At 70.8% G+C, this 21,382-nt stretch carries 24 protein-coding genes, 1 tRNA gene and 1 pseudogene; 11 read left to right on the forward strand and 15 right to left on the reverse strand.

The genetic code is table 11. The features are described from left to right. Window positions 1-47: 47 nt before the first annotated feature. From ACZ4YL_RS05905 to ACZ4YL_RS05915, 3 genes are all read right to left on the reverse strand, one after another. On the reverse strand, window positions 48-260 hold the full coding sequence (locus tag ACZ4YL_RS05905; RefSeq protein WP_094744670.1) for an FmdB family zinc ribbon protein: 213 nt from the start codon (window positions 258-260) through the stop codon (window positions 48-50). 63 nt (window positions 261-323) lie between these two features. Further along, on the reverse strand, window positions 324-1,058 hold the full coding sequence (locus ACZ4YL_RS05910) for a DUF4383 domain-containing protein (RefSeq protein ID WP_468114028.1): 735 nt from the start codon (window positions 1,056-1,058) through the stop codon (window positions 324-326). Between the two features lie 131 nt (window positions 1,059-1,189). Then, on the reverse strand, window positions 1,190-2,434 hold the full coding sequence (locus ACZ4YL_RS05915; protein WP_468114029.1) for a coiled-coil domain-containing protein: 1,245 nt from the start codon (window positions 2,432-2,434) through the stop codon (window positions 1,190-1,192). A gap of 105 nt (window positions 2,435-2,539) precedes the next feature. Here ACZ4YL_RS05915 and ACZ4YL_RS05920 point away from each other — a divergent pair. Next, window positions 2,540-2,614 (forward strand) — tRNA-Val (locus ACZ4YL_RS05920). Between the two features lie 66 nt (window positions 2,615-2,680). On the opposite strand, the gene ACZ4YL_RS05925 is transcribed toward ACZ4YL_RS05920, so the two are convergent. Beyond that, entirely contained in the window at window positions 2,681-2,956 is a 276-nt protein-coding gene (locus tag ACZ4YL_RS05925; protein WP_468114031.1) for a hypothetical protein, read from the reverse strand. Window positions 2,957-3,274: 318 nt separating this feature from the next. Here ACZ4YL_RS05925 and ACZ4YL_RS05930 point away from each other — a divergent pair, with 318 nt between their 5' ends. After that, window positions 3,275-3,838 carry a hypothetical protein gene (locus ACZ4YL_RS05930; protein ID WP_468114033.1) on the forward strand — a complete coding sequence of 188 codons (564 nt, stop codon included), beginning with the start codon at window positions 3,275-3,277 and terminating at the stop codon, window positions 3,836-3,838. A 346-nt stretch (window positions 3,839-4,184) separates the two neighbouring features. On the opposite strand, the gene ACZ4YL_RS05935 is transcribed toward ACZ4YL_RS05930, so the two are convergent. After that, window positions 4,185-4,259, reverse strand: a complete 75-nt coding sequence (locus tag ACZ4YL_RS05935; protein WP_100661309.1) for a 50S ribosomal protein bL37 — start codon at window positions 4,257-4,259, stop codon at window positions 4,185-4,187. A gap of 126 nt (window positions 4,260-4,385) precedes the next feature. Here ACZ4YL_RS05935 and ACZ4YL_RS05940 point away from each other — a divergent pair, with 126 nt between their 5' ends. Together ACZ4YL_RS05940 and ACZ4YL_RS05945 are read left to right on the forward strand one after the other, a co-directional pair. Continuing rightward, window positions 4,386-5,030, forward strand: a complete 645-nt coding sequence (locus ACZ4YL_RS05940) for a TRADD-N-associated membrane domain-containing protein (RefSeq protein WP_468114035.1) — start codon at window positions 4,386-4,388, stop codon at window positions 5,028-5,030. Between the two features lie 15 nt (window positions 5,031-5,045). After that, complete coding sequence (locus tag ACZ4YL_RS05945) at window positions 5,046-5,270, forward strand: DUF2277 domain-containing protein (RefSeq protein WP_266484671.1); 225 nt, start codon at window positions 5,046-5,048, stop codon at window positions 5,268-5,270. A gap of 12 nt (window positions 5,271-5,282) precedes the next feature. Here the strand turns inward: ACZ4YL_RS05945 and ACZ4YL_RS05950 are convergent, their stop codons facing one another. From ACZ4YL_RS05950 to ACZ4YL_RS05965, 4 genes are all read right to left on the reverse strand, one after another. Beyond that, complete coding sequence (locus ACZ4YL_RS05950) at window positions 5,283-5,792, reverse strand: hypothetical protein (RefSeq protein ID WP_468114037.1); 510 nt, start codon at window positions 5,790-5,792, stop codon at window positions 5,283-5,285. Between the two features lie 172 nt (window positions 5,793-5,964). Beyond that, window positions 5,965-6,597, reverse strand: a complete 633-nt coding sequence (locus ACZ4YL_RS05955; RefSeq protein WP_468114039.1) for a DedA family protein — start codon at window positions 6,595-6,597, stop codon at window positions 5,965-5,967. A 279-nt stretch (window positions 6,598-6,876) separates the two neighbouring features. Further along, window positions 6,877-8,535: an alkaline phosphatase D family protein gene (locus ACZ4YL_RS05960; RefSeq protein WP_468114041.1), complete on the reverse strand. Its 1,659-nt coding sequence runs from the start codon at window positions 8,533-8,535 to the stop codon at window positions 6,877-6,879. A gap of 94 nt (window positions 8,536-8,629) precedes the next feature. Next, a complete protein-coding gene (locus tag ACZ4YL_RS05965; RefSeq protein ID WP_468114102.1) occupies window positions 8,630-9,274 on the reverse strand; it encodes an HNH endonuclease family protein in 645 nt (214 codons plus the stop codon). A 542-nt stretch (window positions 9,275-9,816) separates the two neighbouring features. Here ACZ4YL_RS05965 and ACZ4YL_RS05970 point away from each other — a divergent pair. Beyond that, window positions 9,817-10,434 (forward strand): TMEM165/GDT1 family protein, encoded by a 618-nt coding sequence (locus ACZ4YL_RS05970; RefSeq protein ID WP_468114043.1) that lies wholly within the window; start codon window positions 9,817-9,819, stop codon window positions 10,432-10,434. Between the two features lie 202 nt (window positions 10,435-10,636). Beyond that, window positions 10,637-11,164, forward strand: coding sequence for a DinB family protein (locus ACZ4YL_RS05975; protein WP_468114104.1), 528 nt, complete (start codon window positions 10,637-10,639; stop codon window positions 11,162-11,164). Window positions 11,165-12,144: 980 nt separating this feature from the next. Here ACZ4YL_RS05975 and ACZ4YL_RS05980 read toward each other — a convergent pair. Then, entirely contained in the window at window positions 12,145-13,089 is a 945-nt protein-coding gene (locus ACZ4YL_RS05980; protein WP_468114044.1) for a LysR family transcriptional regulator, read from the reverse strand. A gap of 116 nt (window positions 13,090-13,205) precedes the next feature. On the opposite strand from ACZ4YL_RS05980, the gene ACZ4YL_RS05985 reads away from it, so the two are divergent. Both ACZ4YL_RS05985 and ACZ4YL_RS05990 read left to right on the forward strand, forming a co-directional pair. Next, entirely contained in the window at window positions 13,206-14,018 is an 813-nt protein-coding gene (locus ACZ4YL_RS05985) for an inositol monophosphatase family protein (protein WP_468114046.1), read from the forward strand. A 42-nt stretch (window positions 14,019-14,060) separates the two neighbouring features. Beyond that, window positions 14,061-14,711, forward strand: a pseudogene (locus tag ACZ4YL_RS05990) (NADPH-dependent F420 reductase); the annotation flags it as partial. Window positions 14,712-15,481: 770 nt separating this feature from the next. Here the strand turns inward: ACZ4YL_RS05990 and ACZ4YL_RS05995 are convergent. Continuing rightward, the gene (locus ACZ4YL_RS05995; RefSeq protein ID WP_468114048.1) at window positions 15,482-16,165 is read right to left on the reverse strand and encodes an HAD-IA family hydrolase; all 684 of its coding nucleotides are present in this window, start codon (window positions 16,163-16,165) and stop codon (window positions 15,482-15,484) included. 134 nt (window positions 16,166-16,299) lie between these two features. Next, window positions 16,300-16,473 carry a peptidoglycan-binding domain-containing protein gene (locus tag ACZ4YL_RS06000; RefSeq protein ID WP_468114050.1) on the reverse strand — a complete coding sequence of 58 codons (174 nt, stop codon included), beginning with the start codon at window positions 16,471-16,473 and terminating at the stop codon, window positions 16,300-16,302. Window positions 16,474-16,513: 40 nt separating this feature from the next. On the opposite strand from ACZ4YL_RS06000, the gene ACZ4YL_RS06005 reads away from it, so the two are divergent. Both ACZ4YL_RS06005 and ACZ4YL_RS06010 read left to right on the forward strand, forming a co-directional pair. Next, entirely contained in the window at window positions 16,514-17,248 is a 735-nt protein-coding gene (locus ACZ4YL_RS06005) for a hypothetical protein (RefSeq protein WP_468114052.1), read from the forward strand. A gap of 134 nt (window positions 17,249-17,382) precedes the next feature. After that, window positions 17,383-19,452, forward strand: coding sequence for an MFS transporter (locus tag ACZ4YL_RS06010; RefSeq protein WP_468114054.1), 2,070 nt, complete (start codon window positions 17,383-17,385; stop codon window positions 19,450-19,452). A gap of 46 nt (window positions 19,453-19,498) precedes the next feature. Here ACZ4YL_RS06010 and ACZ4YL_RS06015 read toward each other — a convergent pair whose 3' ends face one another. After that, window positions 19,499-20,011: a GNAT family N-acetyltransferase gene (locus ACZ4YL_RS06015; RefSeq protein WP_468114056.1), complete on the reverse strand. Its 513-nt coding sequence runs from the start codon at window positions 20,009-20,011 to the stop codon at window positions 19,499-19,501. 107 nt (window positions 20,012-20,118) lie between these two features. On the opposite strand from ACZ4YL_RS06015, the gene ACZ4YL_RS06020 reads away from it, so the two are divergent. After that, the gene (locus ACZ4YL_RS06020; protein WP_468114058.1) at window positions 20,119-20,514 is read left to right on the forward strand and encodes a nuclear transport factor 2 family protein; all 396 of its coding nucleotides are present in this window, start codon (window positions 20,119-20,121) and stop codon (window positions 20,512-20,514) included. Between the two features lie 101 nt (window positions 20,515-20,615). Here ACZ4YL_RS06020 and ACZ4YL_RS06025 read toward each other — a convergent pair whose 3' ends face one another. Further along, window positions 20,616-20,948: an antibiotic biosynthesis monooxygenase family protein gene (locus ACZ4YL_RS06025; protein WP_301371460.1), complete on the reverse strand. Its 333-nt coding sequence runs from the start codon at window positions 20,946-20,948 to the stop codon at window positions 20,616-20,618. A gap of 141 nt (window positions 20,949-21,089) precedes the next feature. Then, window positions 21,090-21,293 carry an antitoxin gene (locus tag ACZ4YL_RS06030; protein ID WP_327385706.1) on the reverse strand — a complete coding sequence of 68 codons (204 nt, stop codon included), beginning with the start codon at window positions 21,291-21,293 and terminating at the stop codon, window positions 21,090-21,092. Window positions 21,294-21,382 lie beyond the last annotated feature (89 nt).

A 21,382-nucleotide genomic window follows, 5' to 3' on the forward strand; every position in this document is an offset into this window, starting at 1 on the left:
CGGGGTCCGGGGTCCGGGATCCGGGGTCCGGGACCCGGGGTCCGGGATCAGCCGCAGCCGCCGCCACCGCAGCAGCCGCCCCCGCCGCCCATCGCGGGCGCGGGAGCGCTGCTCGTCCCGCCCACGGCGACGGCGGACAGCAGCTTCACGGTGTCGGAGTGCCCCGCCGGGCAGTCGGCGGGCGCGGAGGACTCGGCCATGGGCCGACTGACCTCAAAGGTGTCGTCGCAGGTCCGGCAGCGGTAATCGTATCGAGGCATGCGCACAGGCTAAGCGCGCCCGGCGCCCGGGCGCTACGTACGGCGCGGCCGCACACCTCGCGGCTACGGGCAGCGGCCGTGCATGACGGGGGTTACGGGAGCCCGCCCCTGAACGCGCCGCACCCGGTCCTCCCGGGCTGCCTGCTCGGGGTGGCGGGCCCGCCAGTACGGATTGTCGTGCGGCAGGGCGCTGCCCACCCGCCCGTACATCCCGAACCACATCAGCATCACGCCGACGACGAAACTGAACAGCACGTTCTGGATCTTGAAGGCCAGGAAGTTCAGCTCCGTGTCCAGCAGCGCGAGATTCACGAACCCGCTCGCGATGAATAGCACGCCCAGCACGATGTTCAAGGTCGAGGCGAAGGTGCCGCCCACCACCATCCCGTAGATCAGCAGCGCCCCGATGCAGATCGACAGGACACTCAGCGCCCCGTTGGTGTTCAGGGCGAGCACCGTGTCCCCGCCGGTGTCGAAGAACCCGATCTGGTTGACGAGCCCCAGGATCCCGAACACCACCAGCAGCAGACCCGTCAGCCCCGCCCCCACCCGGTACACCTGGCCGAGCTTGTGGTCGCTGGGCAGATGATCGTCGAGCTGCGCGTTGACCGGATGCAGTACGCGTGCCATCCGCCGCGAGACCGTGTCGGCGAGGCGCGGTGGGGCGGGCGCGTCGGGATCGGGCTCATGGGCGACGTAGGGCGCGTAGTGCTCATGTGGTTCCGTGCACCCGTACGCCGCATGAGCCACATAGGGCTCATGGGTCACAGGAGGCTTCTTGAAGGTACGGGCAGCCATGGTGCCCTCCTCTGGTCCGTTCCCGGCACCTCCCAGCATCCGCCGTAGACCGCCCGGAAACAACCGGGTCCCGGTCCGGGCGCCCTGGGCGTGCCCGTGCCCGTGCCCGCGCTCGTCCCGCCCGGCACGGCCTAGGCGTGCCCGCGCTCGGCCCGGATCCCGTTCACCACCCGGTTCACGGAGGCCCGGACGTCCGCCATCTCCAGCAGGAAAGCCCAGTAATCCGGATGCCGCCCCTCCAGCGCCGAAAGCGCCCGGGCCACCCGCGCCACCGCATCGTCCAGCGGCCGCGCGTGCTGCGGATCCGGCACACTGCGCCCCGCCATCGCCAGCCGCTGTGCATCCCGGATCGCGAAACGGGTCCGGTCCACCTCCGCCTGCGGATCCCGCGCCACCGCCTCCAGCCGCGTCAGCCGGTCCTGCGCCGCCGACACCGCCTCGTCCGTCGCGTCCAGCGAGCCGCGGACCGCCTCGATCAGCGCCCCCACATCGGCCCAGCGCTGCTCGTCCCGGGCCCGGCCGGCCTCCCGCAGCTGCTCCTCGGCCCGCGCCACGTCCTGTACCGCCTGGTCCGGCACGTGCTGCAGGTCCTGCCAGCAGGCCGCACTGAACCGCCGCCGCAGCTCGCTGAGCACCGGATCCACCCGGTCCGCCCGGTTGCGCAACGCCTGCGCCCGCGTCCGCAGACTCACCAGCCGCCGGTCGATCTCCGCCGCCCGCTCGGGCAGCCGCGCCACCTCGGCCCGTACCGCCTCCGCATCACGCAGGATCCGGTCGGCACGCTGCACCGTCTCCTGCACACCGTGCTGGGCCGCACCCTGGTTCAGCTTGGTCAGCTCCGGGCCGAGCGCCGCCAGCCGCGCCGCGAGGTCGTCGGCCCGTATCCCCTTGGCCCGTACGGCGTCCAGCGCGTCACTCGCCCCGATCAGCGCGGCCTTGGCCCGCTCCCGGGCCGGCGCCACCCGCGCGAGCTGCGTCTCGGCCTTGGCCAGCAGCGGCTGCAGCCCCTGCGCGAACCGCTCCAGCTCCCCCTGGACCCGCACCAGCTCGTCCCGGGCCCGGGTCAGCTGCTCCCGCGCGCGCGTGGCGACCGAGGCCTCCAACTCCGCCCGGTCCAGGTCGTGCGCGTCGACCGCCTCGATGTAGACATGACTGACCTCGTCGATCCGCCGTCCCAGCGCGGCGAACCCCTCGGTCGCCTGCCGCGCGGCGGGCGACCCGTCCGCCGCGGCGATCGTCTCGATCGAGATCCGCAGATCCCGCTGCGCCGTGTCCAGCTCGTAGAACGCGGCCGCGGCGGCATCCTTCGCCGCCTGCGCATCCGCCCGCCGACTCTCGTCCCGCCCGCCGAACCACCGCCGGGATGCCGTCGTCACAATGCCTCTCCCGTACCGCGTCCGCCATGCCCCGGTCCATTCTCTCCCACGGGAACGGGTTTGCGTGGGGGGTGTGCCCGCCATGTAGGCTGTCCACTCATCCACGGGTGCGTAGCTCAGGGGTAGAGCGCTGCTCTTACAAAGCAGATGTCGGCGGTTCGAAACCGTCCGCGCCCACCAGTGAAAAGCCCCCAACCGATCTTGGTTGGGGGCTTTCGCACGCCACATGACATCCACGATCGACATCTAATGGCTGGGCCGGACACCGGCGTGTCGATGCAGGCTCGAAGGCATCGGCGGTCTCCTCGTGTCGCAGACGGCTTCGATGTTGTCGACGGCGGTCGAGATTTCCCGACCGGACGGCCCTCGGATGTAGGCGAGTTCCACCCAGTGCTCGTGGACCACGGACGTCGACACGTTCTCGTTGACGACGGCCATCAACTCGCCCTCAAGGCCCGATGCGACGTCCCGGACTCGCTTGCGGAGCAGGCGATGGGGCACGTCCTCGTACTGCTCACTCATCGGGTGCGTCCCATTCCCTTCCAGGGGGAGCGCAGGAACCGCTCCCAGCCTGCGGCCGCACGAGCCGTCAACTCAGGGCTCGGACGCCGCGACGGCTGCGGCAACGAGGGGAGTAAGTGATGCTGCTCATCTGTGCTGTTCATCGTCACAGGAAGAGCATGTGCGGGCACCTTCGGGGGCGGACAGGCCAGCACGTGGCCATCTGCGGCCACGTAGCGGCCAAGGCAGCGCACAGGCGCGATGGCACCCCACACTGGGGCGATGAGCCACCGAAACGACGCGCTCCGCGCTGCTCGGCTCCGCGCGGGTTGGCGCACCGTGGACGCAGCGGCCGCCGCGCTCCAGGCGCACGGGTACAGGCTCCTCGGCGATGCCCATTTCACGGTCTCGCCGCGGACGTGGCGCCGGTGGGAGGGTCGTCAGGAGCAGCGGGGCTGGCCGCCGGAGGAAACCGCCCAAGTACTCCATGACGCGCTCGGGCAATGGCCGGAGGACCTGGGATTCACGCCACCCGCCGGATGGATCCGACCCGAGAGGCAATACGAGGACCAGGTGGAACGCCGCAACTTCATGACCGTCACGGCCGCAGCACTCGTACCCGGGCCGGTAGCACCACAGCACGTGGATCCGGCGCTGATCGACTACTTCCAGTCGCAGTTGGAGGGGCACTACCGCGCCGACATGTTCCTCGGTCCTCACGATCTCATCGGGACCGTGTCCGAGCAGTACCGGCTGATCGACAAGCTCGTCCGGTCCGCACGGCGCCATCAGAAGCACCTCAGTTACTCCCGCCGAGTAGGCGATGAACCGGAGCGTCAGGTCGTTCTCGGAAACCTGTTCCCTCACGCCCGGCGCGCTGGCCCCTGCCGCGCTGGGCCGTAACCGGCGAGGTCTGAGGGGGCATCGGCTCCTGCGTGCAACCGCGGCAACCCAGGCACTCCGGAGCCGTGTGGCGCTGCGCGCACAGCGGCCCCAAGGTGCTGCTGGGGTCGCTCTGTCGGCGTTTGAAGAGTGAGGGTAGGGGGACTGGCAACCAGGGGGCTTCGTCGTTCTTATCGGGTCCAAGGGGGGCGGGGCGCGGGAGCCGGTGGCCGCGGCTGGTTGCTACATGGATCGAGTGGCGCGGAACAGGAAGGAAGCCGAAGCGAAGATGCGGAGGCTCCGGAAGAGGAAGTGAGCCGCGAAGACCCCCGGCCGATCGTGGTCGGGGGTCTTTCGGGTGGTTCGCTCAGGCGTTGGGGCGCTTGCCGTGGTTGGCCTTCTTCTTCTTGCGGGCCCGACGCTTGTTGCCTCGCTTCGCCATGGTCGTGGTCTCCCTCGTCGGCGACAGGTTCATGCCTCGGTCAGTCTAGGTTCGGTACGGTTCATCCGCATTTGGGGAGGTGGACGCTCTCTTGGCCGCCGGTTCGGGGCGTGGGATCGTCGGGGGATGGGCGAGCTCGCGTGGGGTGGGTTGGTCGTCGCCGTGGTCGCCGTGGCGCTGGCGCTGATGGAGCGGTCCCTCGGGGTGGGATTCGAGCGGAAGCGGGACGAGGAGCGGGCGCGGCTGCTCGCGCACCTCGCCGAGCCGGGCGAGGGCGACAGGCCGTCCGCCGTGCCCGGCGGGGGGAAGTTCCAGGACGTCGGCGGGATCCAGCACCCCGCGGCGCGGCTCGGCGACCGGCGGGACGACTTCACGCCGATCCTCGTGGAGTACTACGCCTACGGACTGACCCAGGCGCGCAGCAGCTTCGCGACCAGCCAGCGGTTCGCCGGGGTCGGGGCGGCGATCCTGCTCTTCGGGGTCGGGCTGGCCGTCTGGAAGGCCGAGGGCGGCGGGGAGCTCTACCTGGGGATCGTCACGAGCTCGGCGGGACTGGTCACCGCCCTGATCGGGCAGCTCTTCCACCGGCGGGCCGACATCGCGCTCAAGCACATGGCCGACCAGACCGCCTCGCTGCGGGACGACCGGCGGGCCGCCGAGACGACCCAGCAGGCCATCGAGCTGCTGGACACGGTCGAGGACCCGGGGCTCAGGGCCCGCCTCCAAGCCGGTTTGATCATGAAACTTTCCGGGGCCGAGCTGCCCCGGTAGCGAGATAGTAGGGGTATGTGCCGTTCCATTAAGACCCTGCGCCCGCCGGCCATCCCCGAGAAGGCGACCGAGGAGGAGATCCGCGCCGCCGCCCTGCAGTACGTACGCAAGGTGTCCGGGTTCCGGGTGCCCGCCGCGCACAACCGCGAGGTGTTCGAGGCGGCGGTGGACGCCGTCGCCGAGGCCACCGCGGCGCTGCTCGACGGCGTGCACGTACGGGGGCAGGCCGCTCCGGCGTGACCCCGGCGAGGGTTACGAGGCCGCCGCGCGGCGGCGCATCACCCACACTCCGGCGCCCAGCGCGCCCGCGGTGAGGGCGCTGCCCACGGCGATCTGCCCGGGGCTCATCGAACCGATGCTGCCTCCCGTCCCACCACGCGCCGCACCCGTGGTGACCTGCAGAGATACGGTGGTGCGCTCGCCGCCGGGGCCGCCGCACTCGAAGTCCACACGGTGCGTGCCCGTGTTGGCGTTGTTGAAGACGGTGGCGCTGCCGATGAGGTTGGTGGCCGCCGGGTTGCCCGCGGTCAGCCGGACCTCGCCGAAGGCGGTCGACGTGACCCTGGCGACCTGCGTTCCGCAGCCCGTGACATTGAGCGCGACCCGGCCGCCCGGGGCGACAGCGGAGGGGGAGACGGTGGCGGAGGGGTAGGCGTACGCGAGTGTGGCGGGCGCGGCGGCAGCGGCGATGAGCGTCGCGGCCGCGACGGTCATCAGGCGGCGCGCCGTGGCGGGCGGTGCGGCGGGCGGTTTGGCGGGCATGGAGAGGACTCCTCGGCTCGTCGAAACGGCGCGGCCAGGCCACTGATGTGACGCGGATTCGGTTGCGCACCGTGCTGTGGACGCTAGGAGCCCAGCCCGGGGGCGGCGATCGGGGCCGGGTGAACGGGTGAGCCACTGCTCCGCCCGGGGGAGCCGAGTCCTGCTGGACGTCCTACGTCGTCGCCGCGGCCGCCTCCGGGCGGCGTACGAGGAAGGCCGCCAGGGCGCCCGCGGCGAAGAGGGCGACCATCGACAGGGCGGTACCGAGCCACTGGGTGCCCAGCCACTGCGTACCGAAGTAGCCGAGGGCCACGCTGTAACCGGCCCAGGCCATGCCCGCCAGGACCGACCAGGGGAGGAACTCCGCGACCTTGCGCTGGGTCTTGCCCGCACCCAGCGACACCACCGAGCGTCCCGCCGGGGCGAAGCGGGCGATGACCACCAGGGCGCCGCCGCCGCGTGCCAGAGCCGTACCGAGGCGCTCGTGGGCCCGGGTCAGCCGGCGGGAGCGGGCGATGGCCCGGTCCAGCCGGGCTCCGCCGCGCCGGCCCAGCCGGTACGCGGCCATGTCGCCCAGCACCGAGGCGGTCGTGGCGATCACGAGCAGGAGCAGGATGTCCGGCACTTGTTCAGGTACCGGTACCGGCACCGGGCCGGCCGCCCCGGCGGCTGCCGCGGCCGCCGCCGCGGTGATCACCAGAACCCCGCTCGGGAGCACCGGGAGGAAGACGTCGAGCACGATGGAGACCGCCACGAGGGCGTAGATCCATGGGCTCGCGGTCAGCGATCCCAGCGTCTCAAACAAAACGGGACTCCCCAGTCCGGTTGACGTGCTGCGACACGAAGCGCCGCGACGTCGCGGGGAGCGGCAGGAGCGGCCTGACAGCCAGACAGCGTACGCCCGGCGTTCGCACCCCGGACGCCCGGGGCGCCTGCCCGGTACGCCTGCCGAGGACAGAAGCCTGCCAGGGGCCGACGCCTGCCGGGGCCGACGCCCGCAGGGACCGACGCCTGCCAAGGACGAGTCCCGCACCGCCACCACGCCAAGTCCACCACCCCGCACCGCCGGGGCCCGCCGCATCCCCTACTCCGCCGCCGTGAGCTCCCGGTCCAGCACCGTCACCAGCACGGCCCCCTCGCGCTTCTTGCGCGCCTGGTCCAGCCGCAGCCGCGCCGCCCGCCCCGACAGAGCGAGCGTCATCAGCTGGTTCCCGAACCAGGGCCCACCCGTACGCCGCCAGTTCAGCGGCGGCCGCCCCGTCCGCCCGTGCAGGGAGAAACCGCGCCCCAGCCACCGCCCCGTCCGGGACCAGCCCAGCCGGAAACCCCACTTCACTGCGGTATGGATGGAATTGTGAACCGGCGAGCACGTCAGCTGGAACACCCGTGCGGTACTCGGTATTCGAGGCTCGGCCACATAAGCGTGATGCACGTCCCCGGACAGCACGCACACCGTCGCCGGCGCCCGCGGCCCCGTCCCCACCTCCTCGATCAGATCCGTCAGGGCCGCGAACGAGGCCGGGAACGCCGCCCAGTGCTCCAGATCGCTGCGCCGGCGCAGATCCTCCCCGATCCGCGCCCACCGAGGCCCCCGCTCCCCGCGGCACAGCGCGGCGTTCCACGTCTCGGCATCGTGGATCAGCGGCGGCATCAGCCAGGGCAGCGAGGACCCGATCAGCAGATGGTCGTAACCCCCGTGCCCGGCCAGGGCGTTCTCCCGCAGCCACTGCTGCTCCGCCGGATCGAGCATCGCCCGCCCGTCCTCCGCCAGCACCCGCGCGGCCCGGGTGTCCACCATCAGCAGCCGGGTCCGGCCGAAGTCACGCCGGTAGCTCCAGCGCACCGTGCCCGGATCGGCATCCGCCGCGGACGCGAAGGCCTGGAGTACGTCCGTACCGTCAGGGGTCTGCCGTACCGCCTCGTACACCGCGTCGGCGGCCAGTTCGGCGGGGGAGAGATTGCCCAGGTGCTGGTACACCCAGTACGACATCAGCCCGCTGAGGACACGCTCGCGCCACCACGGCGTCGCCCGCATCTCCGCCAGCCACGCCGCGCTCGTGTTCCAGTCGTCGATGACGTCGTGGTCGTCGAATATGTGCAGGCTGGGGACCGTCGACAGCAGCCAGCGGATCTCCGGGTCGAGCCAGGACTCGTAGTAGAGCCGGGTGTACTCCTCGTAGTCCGCGACCTGGGCGCCCGGCGGCTCCCGCAGATCCCGCCGGGCCGCGAGCCACTGCCGGGTCTCCCGGGACAGCGCGTCCGCGTACACCTGGTCGCCGAGCAGAAGCAGGACGTCCGGGCGCACCGCCTCGGGATCGGCGGCCAGCCGCGCCGCGAGGGTGTCGAGCGCGTCCGCGCCGTGCGGCCCGTGCCGGCCGGCGGGCGGCGCGGCCTGCCGGCAGGAACCGAAGGTCACGCGCAGCCCGGGCGAAGGCCGGCCGGGACCCGTCACGGCGGGAGCGGTGATCGTGCTCGGCGGGAAACCGCTCTCCGGCAGCGGCCACACCGGCCGGCCGTCGAGCAGCACCTCGTACGCCGTGGTCGCGCCCGGGGTCAGGCCGGTCACCGGCACCAGCGCGTAGTGGTGACCGGCTATCTGGAAGGTGCGCGCACTGCCGCCCGCCCCGTCCGCGCACCGCACCTCGGCCGTGCACGGGCGGTCCGCCTCGACCCATATCGTGGCCGACCGGCCCGTGTCCCAGTCGACGTGGCGCAGCAGCGGCCCCAGACGCAGTCCGGCCATGCAACTCCCCCTCCTCCGTAGCCCCTTCGATCACGGTACGACGGGTGGGGGGAGCCACGCCTCCCCCTGGCGGGGGAAAGATCGGCCGGCTTGGTCAGCAGCCGTTCAGGATGTTGACCAGGGCCGTCTTCTCGCCGGAGTCCATGCTCAGACCCCAGTACTGCTTCACGTTGACCCACATCCGTGCGTACGTACAACGGTAGGACGTCCGCGAGGGCAGCCACTTGCCGGGGTCGAGGTCGCCCTTGGCCTGGTTGACGTTGTCGGTGACCGCGATGAGCTGCGGGCGGGTGAGGTCGTTGGCGAACTGCTGGCGCTTGCTCGTGGTCCAGGAATTGGCGCCGGAACGCCAGGCCTCGGCGAGCGGGACGACGTGGTCGATGTCGAGGTCGGAGGCGGCGGTCCAGGTGGCGCCGTCGTACTCCGAGTACCAGCTTCCGCTCACCGCGGCGCAGGCGGAGTCCTGGACGACATTGACGCCGTCCCGCTTGAGGACGGTCTCGCGGGTGTTGCAGCTGCCGGAGACGGTGCTCCAGTGCGGGAAGAGGTCGCGGCTGTAGCCGCTGGTGGAACCCTCGGTCTTCGGGGTGACCGTCGCCAGGTAGGCGCGGGCGGCCGAGGCGCTGATGGGGGCGGGCGGGGCGGCCTGGGCGGTGGGGGCGTTCAGGAGGGAGGTGAGCGCGGCGAGTGCAGCTGCTGACGCGAGCACGCCAATTCGACGCGCGTAGATGGTGGGTATGAGTGCCATGAGGGGCTCCCTGGATGCGGGGGGTGCGGCCGTGCGGCCCCGGCGGGGCGTGGCCATGGTCGTGGCGCCAGGTGTCGTCGGGGTGGGCGCCAGGTGACAGCCTGGCGACATGAGCACGTCACATCAAGTCGCCCAACACTACCGATTTAAACGGAGGTTGAGATTCCGAAGGGCGTGGGCGCGGCAAGGATGACCGGCCGGGCCCAGGTCAGAGCAGGTACAGGGCAGGCTGGGGGTGGAGAGCGAGCGGCCGCAGCACGGGGCGGACGCGGGACCAAAGACCTATTCCGGCCGGTCGTGGGCGTCGCGTACTCTGTTCTGAGCAGAAGGGGAGTAGCTCTTCGCCGGACCGTCGACATACTGCTGGGTCACACCAGCCGGCGCCCGGAGGCAGGACGCGGACAGCGGCCGGCCAGCGAGACCTTCGGCCGCAGTGTCCTGTTCAGCGCAGGCGCGTTTCATACGCGCACGCGCAAGCCAGGGCGCCGCCGAGCCGAAGCGACCCCTGACACACCCCAGGTCTCTCGGTCCCGATGGCGCCCTGCCCGACCGATCGAGGTTTCACCCCCGTGTTCAGCTTCAGCATCACGGCGATCGCCTTCGGCGTCGTCTTCCTTGCCGAACTCCCCGACAAGACGGCCCTCGCCGGCCTGATGCTCGGCACGCGCTACCGCGCCTCCTACGTCTTCGCGGGCGTCGCCGCCGCCTTCGCCGTACACGTCGCACTCGCCATCGCCGCAGGCAGCGTCCTCACGCTGCTCCCGCACCGGCTCGTCCAGGCCGTCGTCGGCATCCTCTTCCTCCTGGGCGCGGTCATGCTGCTCCTGAAGAAGGATGACGGGGACGAGGAGGTCAAGCCGCCCGCCGACCAGTCCTTCTGGAAGGTCTCCGGGGCGGGCTTCATGCTGATCCTGGTGGCGGAGTTCGGCGACCTGACCCAGATCATGACCGCCAACCTCGCCGCCCGGTACGACGACCCCGTCTCGGTCGGCGTCGGCGCCGTCCTCGCCCTGTGGGCGGTCGCCGGCATCGGCATCCTGGGCGGGCGCACCCTGATGAAGTACGTGCCGCTGCGACTGATCACCAAGATCGCGGCTGCCGTGATGGCCGCACTGGCCGCGTTCTCGCTCTACGAGGCGATCGCGGGCTGACACGCGGGAGGTGCGGGCCGCGGCGGCCGATATTTCCTTGCGGGGAGGCGATGTGCAGGTCACGCTCGTGCGCGTGACAGACACCACCGCCCCCACCGCCCCCACGGCCTCCACGGCCTCCACCGGCCCCGCCGCCGAGCCCGCATCCCGATCCGCTTCCACGCCGGTGTCCGCCGAGAGCCGTCAGTTCGGCTGGTCCAACATGTTCGTCCACCCCGACGAGGACACCCGGACCGACGGCGGGTTCCAGGGCGAGCGCGCCGTACTCGCCGGCTACCTGCGCGACCAGCGCCTGACCCTGGAACTCAAGTGCGCGGGCCTCGACGCGGAGGCCCTGGCGCGGCGCTCCGTGGAACCGTCCAACCTGTCCCTGCTGGGTCTCGTACGCCACCTCGCGGGCGTCGAGCAGTACTGGTTCCGGCAGGTCATGGCGGGCCAGGAGATACGCCGGCACTACCGCTCGGAGGAGGACCGCGCGGGGGAGTTCACCGGCGCGGTGGCCGACCCTGAGGTGGTCGCGGAGGCGTGGGCCACCTGGCGCGCCGAAGTCGCCTTCGCTGAACAACTGGTCGCGGAGGCCGCAGGCCTGGACGTCACGGGTGACAGCGGGCACGGCGACGGGCCGATGGAGCTCCGCGAGGTCCTGGTCCACATGATCGAGGAATACGCCCGCCACAACGGCCACGCGGACTTCCTGCGGGAACGCATCGACGGGCGAGTGGGGCAGTAGCGGCGGGGTCGGGGGCGGGTGCGGGTCGTGCGGCCGGGGCTTCGGATGGAGCTCGTCGGTCAGGGTCAGGACCTGGGGCGGCGGGTCCGGGGGCGGGAGCCTCTTGATCGGAATCAGGGATGTGTATGGGGGTTTCCCGTCAGTCCCATCGTCCCTCCGTGTCGGGCCGGTCCCTCAAGGGCGCTCCTTCGTCGCGTCACTGCGTGATGGCCTTCGGCCACCCTTGACCGACCGTCCCGCCCCGGAGAAACGAAAGACTGCCGGGAAACCCCCAAAGGAACGGGCCGGGCGTTCCTTTTCAGGGACGGGTCGATCAGAGATGCCCATGGAGATCCGGGTGGGCACGACTGAGAGACGGGGCCCATCGAGGCCAGGGCCGTGTCGGGGTAAGCGCGTCCAATCGCTACGCGCTCCTCATCTTTCAGCGTCCACGGACCGTCCTGGGTTGGACATGAGCCGCCCACGGCCCCGGTCCCACGCTTGTTATGCGTCCGACGACCGCCTGTGGTCGGCCACAGGCCGCCTCGGATCGCTACGCCCTTCTCCATGACAGCGACCGGTGCCCGTCAGTCGCTGATGAGTGTCGCTGAGAGGGACGGAAGGGTGACAGTTCGGCCATCGCGTCGTGGAGCCCGGGCAGCGCACACACGACACCACAAAGCCATCCTCAAGCAGGGGTAATTGGGGCAAACTGTCGGCCTTTCGGGCCGCCCACCTGCCCTGACCCGCATCCACGACGAAATAGCCGCTGTCCCGCGCCTTTCCACCCCGGGGCGGGCGTCAGACGCCTCCCAGGAGGAGCGCCTGCGGGTCGTGGGCGGCCTATGTCCAGCCCGGGACGGCCGCCGGATGGCTGTGTACGCGACGTACGACTTACGACGTCGTTTCGACGTGAGATTGGGAGCCGCACGCTCGCGCTGATAGGTGATGTTCACGAGAACGGGAGCCAGGTGCCGCAGGTCTTTCCCCGGGCGTATCCGTCACTGCCCGGTCCGGTTGGTGAGGGGCTGTTGAGAGGCGGTCGGTGGTGCGAATAGTGCCTGGACGGTTTCGGTGGCCAGGTCTCGCAGCCAGATGTGGGCGCGGTCGTTGTCGTAGCGCTGGTGCCACAGCAGGTACAGGGGGACGTCGGGCAGCGGGAGCGGCGGAGGCAGTGTGGCCAGGCCGAGTTGTTCCCGAGCCGTACGGGTGACCGCGTCGGGGAGGGTGACGACCAGGTCGGTGTCGAGGGCGAGTTGCAGTGCGAAGGCGGCGGTGGGCCCGGCGGCGACGACGCGTCGTTCGAGGCCGCGTGTGGTCAGGGCGTCGTCGATCGGGTCGCGCAGGCTTCCGCGTCGCGAAACGGTGAGATGTTCGGCGGCTGCGTAGTGCTTGAGGCTCAGCGGGCCTTCGGCGAGTGGGTGGCCCGGTCGGACGGCGACGACCAGCCGATCCCTGCCGACGAGACGGCTGCGGATGTCGGGGAGCGTCGGAGCGCTTGAGCTTGATTCGAGGTCGACCTCACCCCGGCGCAGCTCGGCGTCGTCCGTCCCGGATTCGGCGGACAGGCGCAGTCGGACGCCGGGGGCCTGGCGGTGAACGGCGGTGATCAGGTCGGTGCCGCAGGCTGCGGTCAGCGCGTCGTGCCAGCGCACGGTGAACACCCGGTCCAGAGCCGCCAGGTCGAGTTCCTGCTGCGCGGAAAGAAGTTGGTGGGCCTGCTGCACCAGGGCGTGGACCCGGGCGCGCATGGCCAGCGCCCGGGTGGTGGGGACCATGCTGCGGCCGGTGCGGACCAGGATCTGGTCACCGGTGGCCTTGCGGATGCGGCCCAGAGAGCGGCTCATCGCCGGTGCGGTGACGTGGAGGCGTGCTGCCGCGCCGGCGACGCTCCCCTCTTCCAGCAGGGCGTCCAGGGCCGTGAGCAAGTTCAGATCCAGTTGCATGGCAGTAACTCTATAAGTGTCAAGCATGCATTTGTTGTTAATGATCGGGCGGCCTACCTTCGAAGTGCGGGGCGAGACAACCGCCTCACTTCTACCGATGCCCCAGGGAGCCCACCATGAGCACAGCCATGCCGTTCGACGCCGCCGGGGCGCTCGTGTCCGACGTGACAGCTGCGGTGAAGGCCGCCGGTGTCACGCTGCGCGACCGCTACACCTCGCACGCCCGGGGCGTGAGTCTGGACGAGGTCGTGGGCGAGATCCACGCCAACGACGATGCGGTGCTGGACGTGCTGCGGGAACCGCTGCTGCGGGCCCGGCGCGGGTCTCAGTGGGCTGAGGACGAGCTGGCCGGCGGCGCGCTCCCGCCCGGGGAGTGGTGGGTCGTCGACCCCGCCGAGGGCAACATCAACCACGTCCACGGCATGGAGGACTGGGCCGTCACCGCCACCCTGGTCAGCGACAACCAGCCGGTACTCACCGTCGTCCACCTGCCGCTGACCGGCGACACCTACACCGCAGTCGCCGGCGGCGGTGCCCGACTCAACGACCGACCCCTGAAGGTGTCCGCCAAGACCGACCTGGGCGCCGCGCTCATCGGCACCGGCCAGGCCAAGCCCGGCGAGGACGAGCGCACCTTCCGGCGGATCGGTGACTCCGTCACCGCCATGCTCATCAACGGACTGGTCGTGCGCGTGTCCGTTCCCGCCACGATGCAACTCATCCACGTCGCCGCCGGACGCATGGACGCGTTCTGGCAGTTCTCCGACGTCCGCTCCGGCCTGGTCGCCGGCGCCCTGCTGGTCTCCGAAGCCGGAGGCACCGTCACCGACCTGACGGGCGAACCCTGGAACACCGGCAGCCGCGACTTCCTGGCCACCGCCCCCGGCATCCACGCCGCCGCCCTCAAGGTCCTCTCGCCGATCGCCTGACCGGACGTCTCCGCCCTTCCAACCCGATACCGCAAGGAGCACCACCGCATGACCAACATCGGCATCCTGGGCGCCGGCCGCGTCGGCACCAATCTCGCCAGCAAGCTTTCCGCAGCCGGACACCACGTCACCCTCGGCAGCCGGAACCCTGAAGACACCGCCGCCCGCACCACTGGCCTCGCCCCGTGCATCGCCTTCGCCGACCAGCGCACCACCGCCCGCACCACGGACATCGTGATCAACGCGACGCCCGGCGACAGCTCCCTGGACCGCCTCACCGACCTGCGCACGGAACTCGCCGACAAGATCCTCATCGACGTCTCCAACGCCACCCACGACGCCGCTGACGGCTTGCCCGGGGACCTGCGCTATCCCGGCAGCAGCCTCGCCGAGAAGCTCCAGGCCGCGCTCCCCGACACCCATGTGGTCAAGACCCTCAACACCATGCTGTTCATGGTCATGACCGCTCCCGAAACCCTGGCCACCCCACCGACCGCCTATCTCTCGGGCGACGACGAACACGCGAAGAGGACTGTCACCGGCCTGCTCGGCGACCTGGGCTGGCAGCCCGAACGGATCGAGGACCTCGGCGACATCACCACAGCCCGCGCCACCGAGGCCATGATCCTGGCCGTGCCCCACATCCTGCGCCGACACGGCTTCAAGCCCTTCGCCGTCTCCCTCGCCCGCTGACCCGCCAAGACCGGGTTCATACCAAAACCAGGTAGCGGGCTCGTGCGAGGCAGCTGGGTGCTGGCAGGGACAATGCCCGCTGGGCTGCAAGTGACGCCCGAACTCATCGACATTGATCATGCGTTCTACGCGGGAGGCGACTCCCATTCCCGTGTACAGAGCCAGCCGGATGCATGTCGAGCGCCGCACCGATCTCTTGGGCGGCTTATGAACAGCCACAGACGGTCGTCGGACGCCGTGGGTGAGAACACTTGAGGTCTTGGGCGGTCTATGTCCAGCTCAGGACGGTGTGGAGACGCTGAGAGGTGAGGAGCGCGCGTAGCGATTGGGCGCGCTTCCCCCGACCCGGGCCCTGGTCTGGATGGGCCCAGCCGCTCGGTCGTGGCTCTTCGTGCCCGACCGGGTCGGGCATCTCTGGCCGCCCCGTCCTGATTCTTGAGTGCCCGGCCCGTTCCTTTGGGGGTTTCCCGGCAGTCTTTCGTTTCTCCGGGGCGGGACGGTCGGTCAAGGGTGGAGCGCAGCGACATCGCGAAGCGACGCGAGGAACGAGCGCCCTGGAGGGACCGGCCCGACACGGAGGGACGATGGGACTGCCGGGAAGCCCCCATGCGCATCCCTGATTCCAGTCGGGCAGATCCCGCCTTCCGGAGCCCCCGCCGTACTTCCCGGATCCCGCCCAGCCGGATCCCGCACACCGAAGCCCCCGCCGCATCCTCCCGGCCCCGCCCGACCGGCCCCCGTAGGCCTGGCGGCGAGCTGCGGGTTTGCCGTTAGGCCGCCGGCTGGAGCGTGATGGTGATCGAGCCGTCCGGGGTGGTTGTGACGTGGAGTGCCGTCAGGTCCGGGACGTGGGCCGTCGGGGCGTGGGCGGCTGCGCGGGGGCCCACGCCGATCACGCGCATGCCCGCCGCCCGGCCTGCGGTGATGCCCGCGGCCGAGTCCTCGAAGACGATGCAGTCGGCCGGGTCCACGCCCAGCGCGGCGGCGCCCATGAGGAAGCCCTCGGGGTCGGGCTTGCTGGCCTGGACGGACTCGGCCGTGACCCGTACCTCGGGCATCGGCAGGGCGGCGGCGGTCATCCGTGCCGTGGCCAGGGCGGTGTCTGCGGAGGTGACCAGGGCGTGCGGCAGGCCGTCGAGCGCGGCCATGAACTCCGGGGCGCCCGCGACCGGGATCACCCCGTCGGTGTCGGCCGTTTCGCGGGCCAGCATCACCGCGTTCTCGGCGTGGTTGACCTCCATGGGGCGGTCCGGCAGGAGTACGGCCATGGTGGCGTAGCCCTGGCGGCCGTGGACCACCTTCATGGCTTCCTGCGGATCCAGACCGTGGGAGACCGCCCAGTCGTGCCAGCAGCGTTCGACCACCGCGTCGGAGTTGACGATCGTGCCGTCCATGTCCAGGAGCAGGGCCTTGGCGGTGAGGGCGACGGGTGCGGTGGTGGTGCTGGCCGGCATCGGCGGGGCTCCAGACGGGGCGGGAAAGAGAACAAGTGGTTCCGTCCACCGGTCAGGGAATGAGGACGGAACCACTTTGTTCCTTCACGATACAAAACAAAGGGCGGTCCGCGCCACCAGCGGACATGTGACGCTTATCCCTCCAGGGCCTTGCGGGTCACCGGCCCGTAGAAGCCCCACTCCTGATCGTCGATGCCTCTGTCGAACTGGAACTCCGACACGGCGTCCTCCACCCGCCCGTCGAACCGGCCGTTGATCCTGCCCCGGTACAGGCCCTGCGCCGCGAGCAGCCGCTGGAGCTTCTCCACCTCCGAACCCGAGTCCCCGTGCCGCAGGGTCGGGGCCTGCGTGGGCGGCGGGCTGGAGGAGCGGCTCGCGCTCGGGGACGGGCTGGGGGACGGGGGTGCCGATGTGCGGGACGCGCTCGGCGACGGGGACGGCGACGCCGACTTCGAGGCGCTCGGTGACGGGGAGGCAGACGGGGACGGGCTGCCCTTGCTCGGGGACGGGCTCGCGGAGGGCGCGGCCGGGGCGGCGCTCGTCACGGGCGCCGACGCCTTCGTGTCCATCAGCGCGGTCTCGGTCTCGGTGGAACTCGGGAGCGCCCACACCGCCACGGCCGTCCCGCTGAGGGCGACCGCCGCCGCGGCGCCGATCAGCAGCGCGAGCGGCTTTCGGGCGGCCGGGCCGGTTCGCTTCTCCGGGCCCCCGCCCCCGCCCCCACCCCCTCCCGCTCGGCTGTTGTACGTGTGGCCCGCTGCCGGGATCGTCCGGAGCTGGACCGTCTCAGCCGGGTGTGACGCGTGCGCAGGCCCGTCGGGCCCCGCAGGCCACGGCCCGTCCTGCGGCGGCACGGGTATCCCGTACGCCGGGGTGTCGTCCTCCGCCGGCGCAGGCACCGGCACGGGCGCCGGGCGCGGCTCCGGGGCCACCACTGCGGACACCGGCTGCGGGGACACCGGGGTGTCTGGCTCGCCCGGGTCGGGCAACGTCACGTACGGGCGGATGCGCAAGGGGTTGAAACCCACACCCGGCACGCACCCGCAGCCTGCGCCGGCGGCGCCGCATTCTGGACAGTGCTGACGGCTCACTGGACTCCCTCCCTGGCTATTGCCTGCGATTATGCAGACCCGCAGGGGCCCTCCCAACCGCCCGAGAGGCCATAACCGGACACACCGCTCAGGATGGAGATGTTGATCCGGCCTGAGGAGGTATCGATGGCTCAGGATGTGACCGCGCAGAGCCCGGGCCCCGTTCTCGACCCGGCGAAGACCGGTCCCGCCGCCGAGCACGCCTCCCGCGACGTACTCGTCTCCATCGGAGCCCTGCTGCTGGGCCTGCTGATCGCCGCACTCGACCAGACCATCGTCTCCACCGCCCTGCCGACCATCGTCAGTGACCTCGGCGGCATGGCGCACCTGTCCTGGGTCGTCACCGCCTACATGCTCGCCTCCACGGCCGCCACCCCCCTGTGGGGCAAGCTCGGCGACCAGTACGGACGCAAGAAGCTCTTCCAGTACGCCATCGTCCTCTTCCTCATCGGGTCGGCCCTGTGCGGGATCGCCCAGGACATGCCCCAGCTCATCGGCTTCCGCGCCCTGCAGGGCCTGGGCGGCGGCGGACTGATCGTGCTGTCGATGGCGATCGTCGGCGACATCGTCCCGCCGCGAGAACGCGGCAAGTACCAGGGCCTCTTCGGCGCCGTCTTCGGCGCCACCAGCGTGCTGGGCCCGCTGCTGGGCGGCCTGTTCGTGGACAACCTGTCCTGGCGCTGGGTCTTCTACATCAACCTCCCGATCGGTCTCGTCGCGCTCGTCGTCATCGCCGCCGTCCTGCACATCCCGGCGCGCTCCTCGAAGCACACCATCGACTACCTCGGCACCTTCCTCATCGCCTGCGTCGCGACCTGCCTCGTGCTCGTCGCCTCCCTCGGCGGCACCTGGGGCTGGGGCTCGGCCCGGATCATCGGCGTCGCCGTCCTCGGCGCCGTACTGCTCGCCGGCTTCCTCCTCGTGGAGCGCAAGGCCGCCGAACCCGTCCTGCCGCTGGGTCTGTTCCGCATCCGCACCTTCACCCTCTGCTCGGCGATCAGTTTCGTCGTCGGCTTCGCGATGTTCGGTGCGATGGTCTACCTGCCGACGTTCCTCCAGATCGTCCAGGGCGTCTCACCGACCATGTCAGGCGTCCACATGCTGCCGATGGTGATCGGCATGCTGATCACCTCCACCGCCTCCGGCCAGATCGTCAGCCGCACCGGGCGCTGGAAGGTCTTCCCGATCGCGGGCACGGCGGTGACCGCGATCGGTCTGCTCCTGCTGCACCAGTTGCACCGCACCAGCTCCACCTGGGAGATGAGCATCTACTTCTTCGTCTTCGGTGCCGGGCTCGGCCTGGTCATGCAGGTGCTCGTCCTGGTGGTGCAGAACGCGGTCAGCTACGCCGACCTCGGCGTCGCCACCTCCGGTGCCACTTTCTTCCGTTCCATCGGCGCCTCCTTCGGCGTCGCCATCTTCGGCACGGTCTTCACCCACCAGCTCGATGACAAGCTGGCCGCCTCCCTCGCGGGCGTCACGCTGCCGGCCGGTGCGAGCGTCGCGCAGCTGGAGGCGGACCCGCGGGCCATCGGCGCACTTCCCGCCGAGCTCCAACCGCAGGTGCTCGACGCCTACGCCACCGCCATCACCGACGTGTTCCTCTACGCGGTGCCGATCGTCCTGATCGCCTTCGTGATCGCCTGGTTCCTCAAGGAGGACAAGCTCCGCGGCTCGGTCACCGCCCCCGATGTGACGGAGACCCTGGCCTCCAACCCCGTCCAGCGCTCCTCCCACGACGAGGTCGCCCGGGCCCTGTCGGTCCTCGCCACCCGGGAGGGCCGCCGCCACGTCTACGAGAAGATCACCGAGAAGGCGGGCTACGACCTGCTGCCCGCCTCCAGCTGGCTGCTGCTGCGGATCAAGAGGTACGGCTCGGTGGAGCCCGGGATGCTCGCCGAGCGCACCAATGTGCCGCTGAAGGTCGTCACGGACGCCGCCCGCCAGGTCGAGGAGCGTGGGCTCGCCGTCCGGGACGGGCTGCCGCTGGTCCTGACCGACCAGGGGCGCGCGTGCGCCGCGAAGCTCGCCGAGGCCCGGGAGGAGTCGCTCGCCGAGCTGCTCGGCGACTGGTGGGGCCCGGACCGCCCGACGGACCTGGTGAAGCTGGTGCGGCAGATCAACAAGGAGTTGTGCGGTTCCGACGCCGAGGAGCCCTACGACGCCTTGCCGCGCCGGGACCACGCCGCCCACTAGCGGCAGCCGCTCCGCCGGTGCGCTGCCCCGTCGCCGGGGCACGGGCTCAGGCCAGCCGCTTCTCGAACCAGTGCTGCGCGTACGGGCCGGAGTTGTAGGCCGGTATTTCCGCATACCCGTGACGCGCGTACAACGCCCGGGCCTCCACGAGATCCGACCGGGTGTCCAGCCGGACCCGCTCGGCGCCGAGCGCACGGCCCTCCGCCTCCAGGACCTTCAGCAGGGCCGCCCCGCCGCCGGTGCCGCGGGCGCGCCGGTCGACGTACACCCTGGTGAGCTCGGCGGTCAGGGGGTCGAGCAGCCGGATCCCGCCGCACGCCAGGGGCTCGCCGTCGAGTCTGCCGACGATGAACTGGCCCGTCGGCGGGACCAGCCCGTCGTCCGGGAAGTCCAGCAGCCCTTGGTCGATCTCGGTCTCGGTGACCTGTCGTTTCCAGTAACGGCCGGCGACCTCGGCGTAGTACGCGCGGCGCAGGGCGGTGGCGTCCGGGGTGGTGAACGGCTCGGGGGCCACGGTCCACGACAGGGTGGGTGTGCGGTGTTCGCTGTGAGTGGTCATGACGTCATTGTGGAGTTCGCGGCGGATCTCCTGCGTGGAATATCCACAAGGCCGGGCCGATGATAGGAAAAAGGACATTCCCTGCGTACCCGGAGGGTGGGAACGCCATGTCAGAGCATCCCGACTGTGCCCTGGTCCGCCGCGGCTACGAGGCCTTCGGCAAGGGCGACATGGAGACGATGAGCACGTTGCTGACGGCCGATGTCATCCACCACGTGCCGGGCAGCAACCCGCTGTCCGGGCACCACAAGGGGCGGGAGAACGTCCTGGACCTCTTCCGCCGCCTCGGCGAGGAGACGAAGGGCACCTTCCAGGTGGATCTGGAATCGGTGCTGGCGGACGGGCGGGGGCACGTGATGAGTTTCCACACGGTACGGGCCGACCGCGGTGACCGCGGCATCGAGATCCGCCAGGGGCTCTTCTTCACGATCATCGGCAACAAGATCACCGATATCGACCAGTGCACCGCGGACATCGACGAGGAAGACGTCTTCTGGAGCTGATGCTCCGCGAGCCGCGAGCCGCGAGTCCGCCGCGCGCCACGGGCCGGGGCCCGGGCCGGGGTCGGCTCCGACCCGGGCCCGTGGCGCGCTTCCGGATGGCGTCAGGCCTGCTTCGGGGCCGCCTGCTGCACGACCTCGAACGACCACACCGTCGAGGCGGAAGCCGCGGGCTTCGGCCGCTCGCCGCCGCCCTCACCACCGCCCTGGTGAGCGGCCTTCATCGGGCCCTCCATCCACGCCTGGAAGTCCTCCTCCGAACGCCAGCGCGTGTAGACCAGGTACTGGTCCGTGCCCTCCACCGGGCGCAGCAGCTCGAACCACTCGAACCCGTCCGAGCTCTCCACCGCCCCGGCCCGGGAGGCGAAGCGCTGCTCCAGGATCTCCCGCTGCTCGGCGGGAACCGTCAGTGCGTTGATCTTTACGACACTAGGCACAGGACACCTCTCATGAAACACAGGCCGGGCCGACGCCCGGCCTTGACGATATGCGTGCAGTTTCCTACATCCGCCCCTCCCAAAGACCGCAGGGACCGCACCGTGGTGCGGTCCCTGCGCCGTGGTCTCAGGTCTCAGGCCTCAGGTCTGGGGCGGCCGACCCTCCCCGGACGTGGGCGGCTGCTTGCCGATCTGTTCGTTGAGCTTCTGCTGCGCGGTGTCGACCTGGCTCTGGTACTTGTTCCCGGTCTTCGCGTCGAAGGCGTCTCCGGCCTTCTCGACACCTTGGCGGGCCTGGTCAGGGTGTCCCTTGATGAGGTCCTTGAGCTTGTCAAGCATGGACATGAGCCGTCCTCTCCACGGAATGCCTGTCACCTCAGCTTCGCCACGAAGTCCGCTCTCCGCACCCGGAGAGCCCGTGGGCCCCGGATCGA

This window comes from Streptomyces sp. NPDC030021 (genome assembly GCF_055574035.1).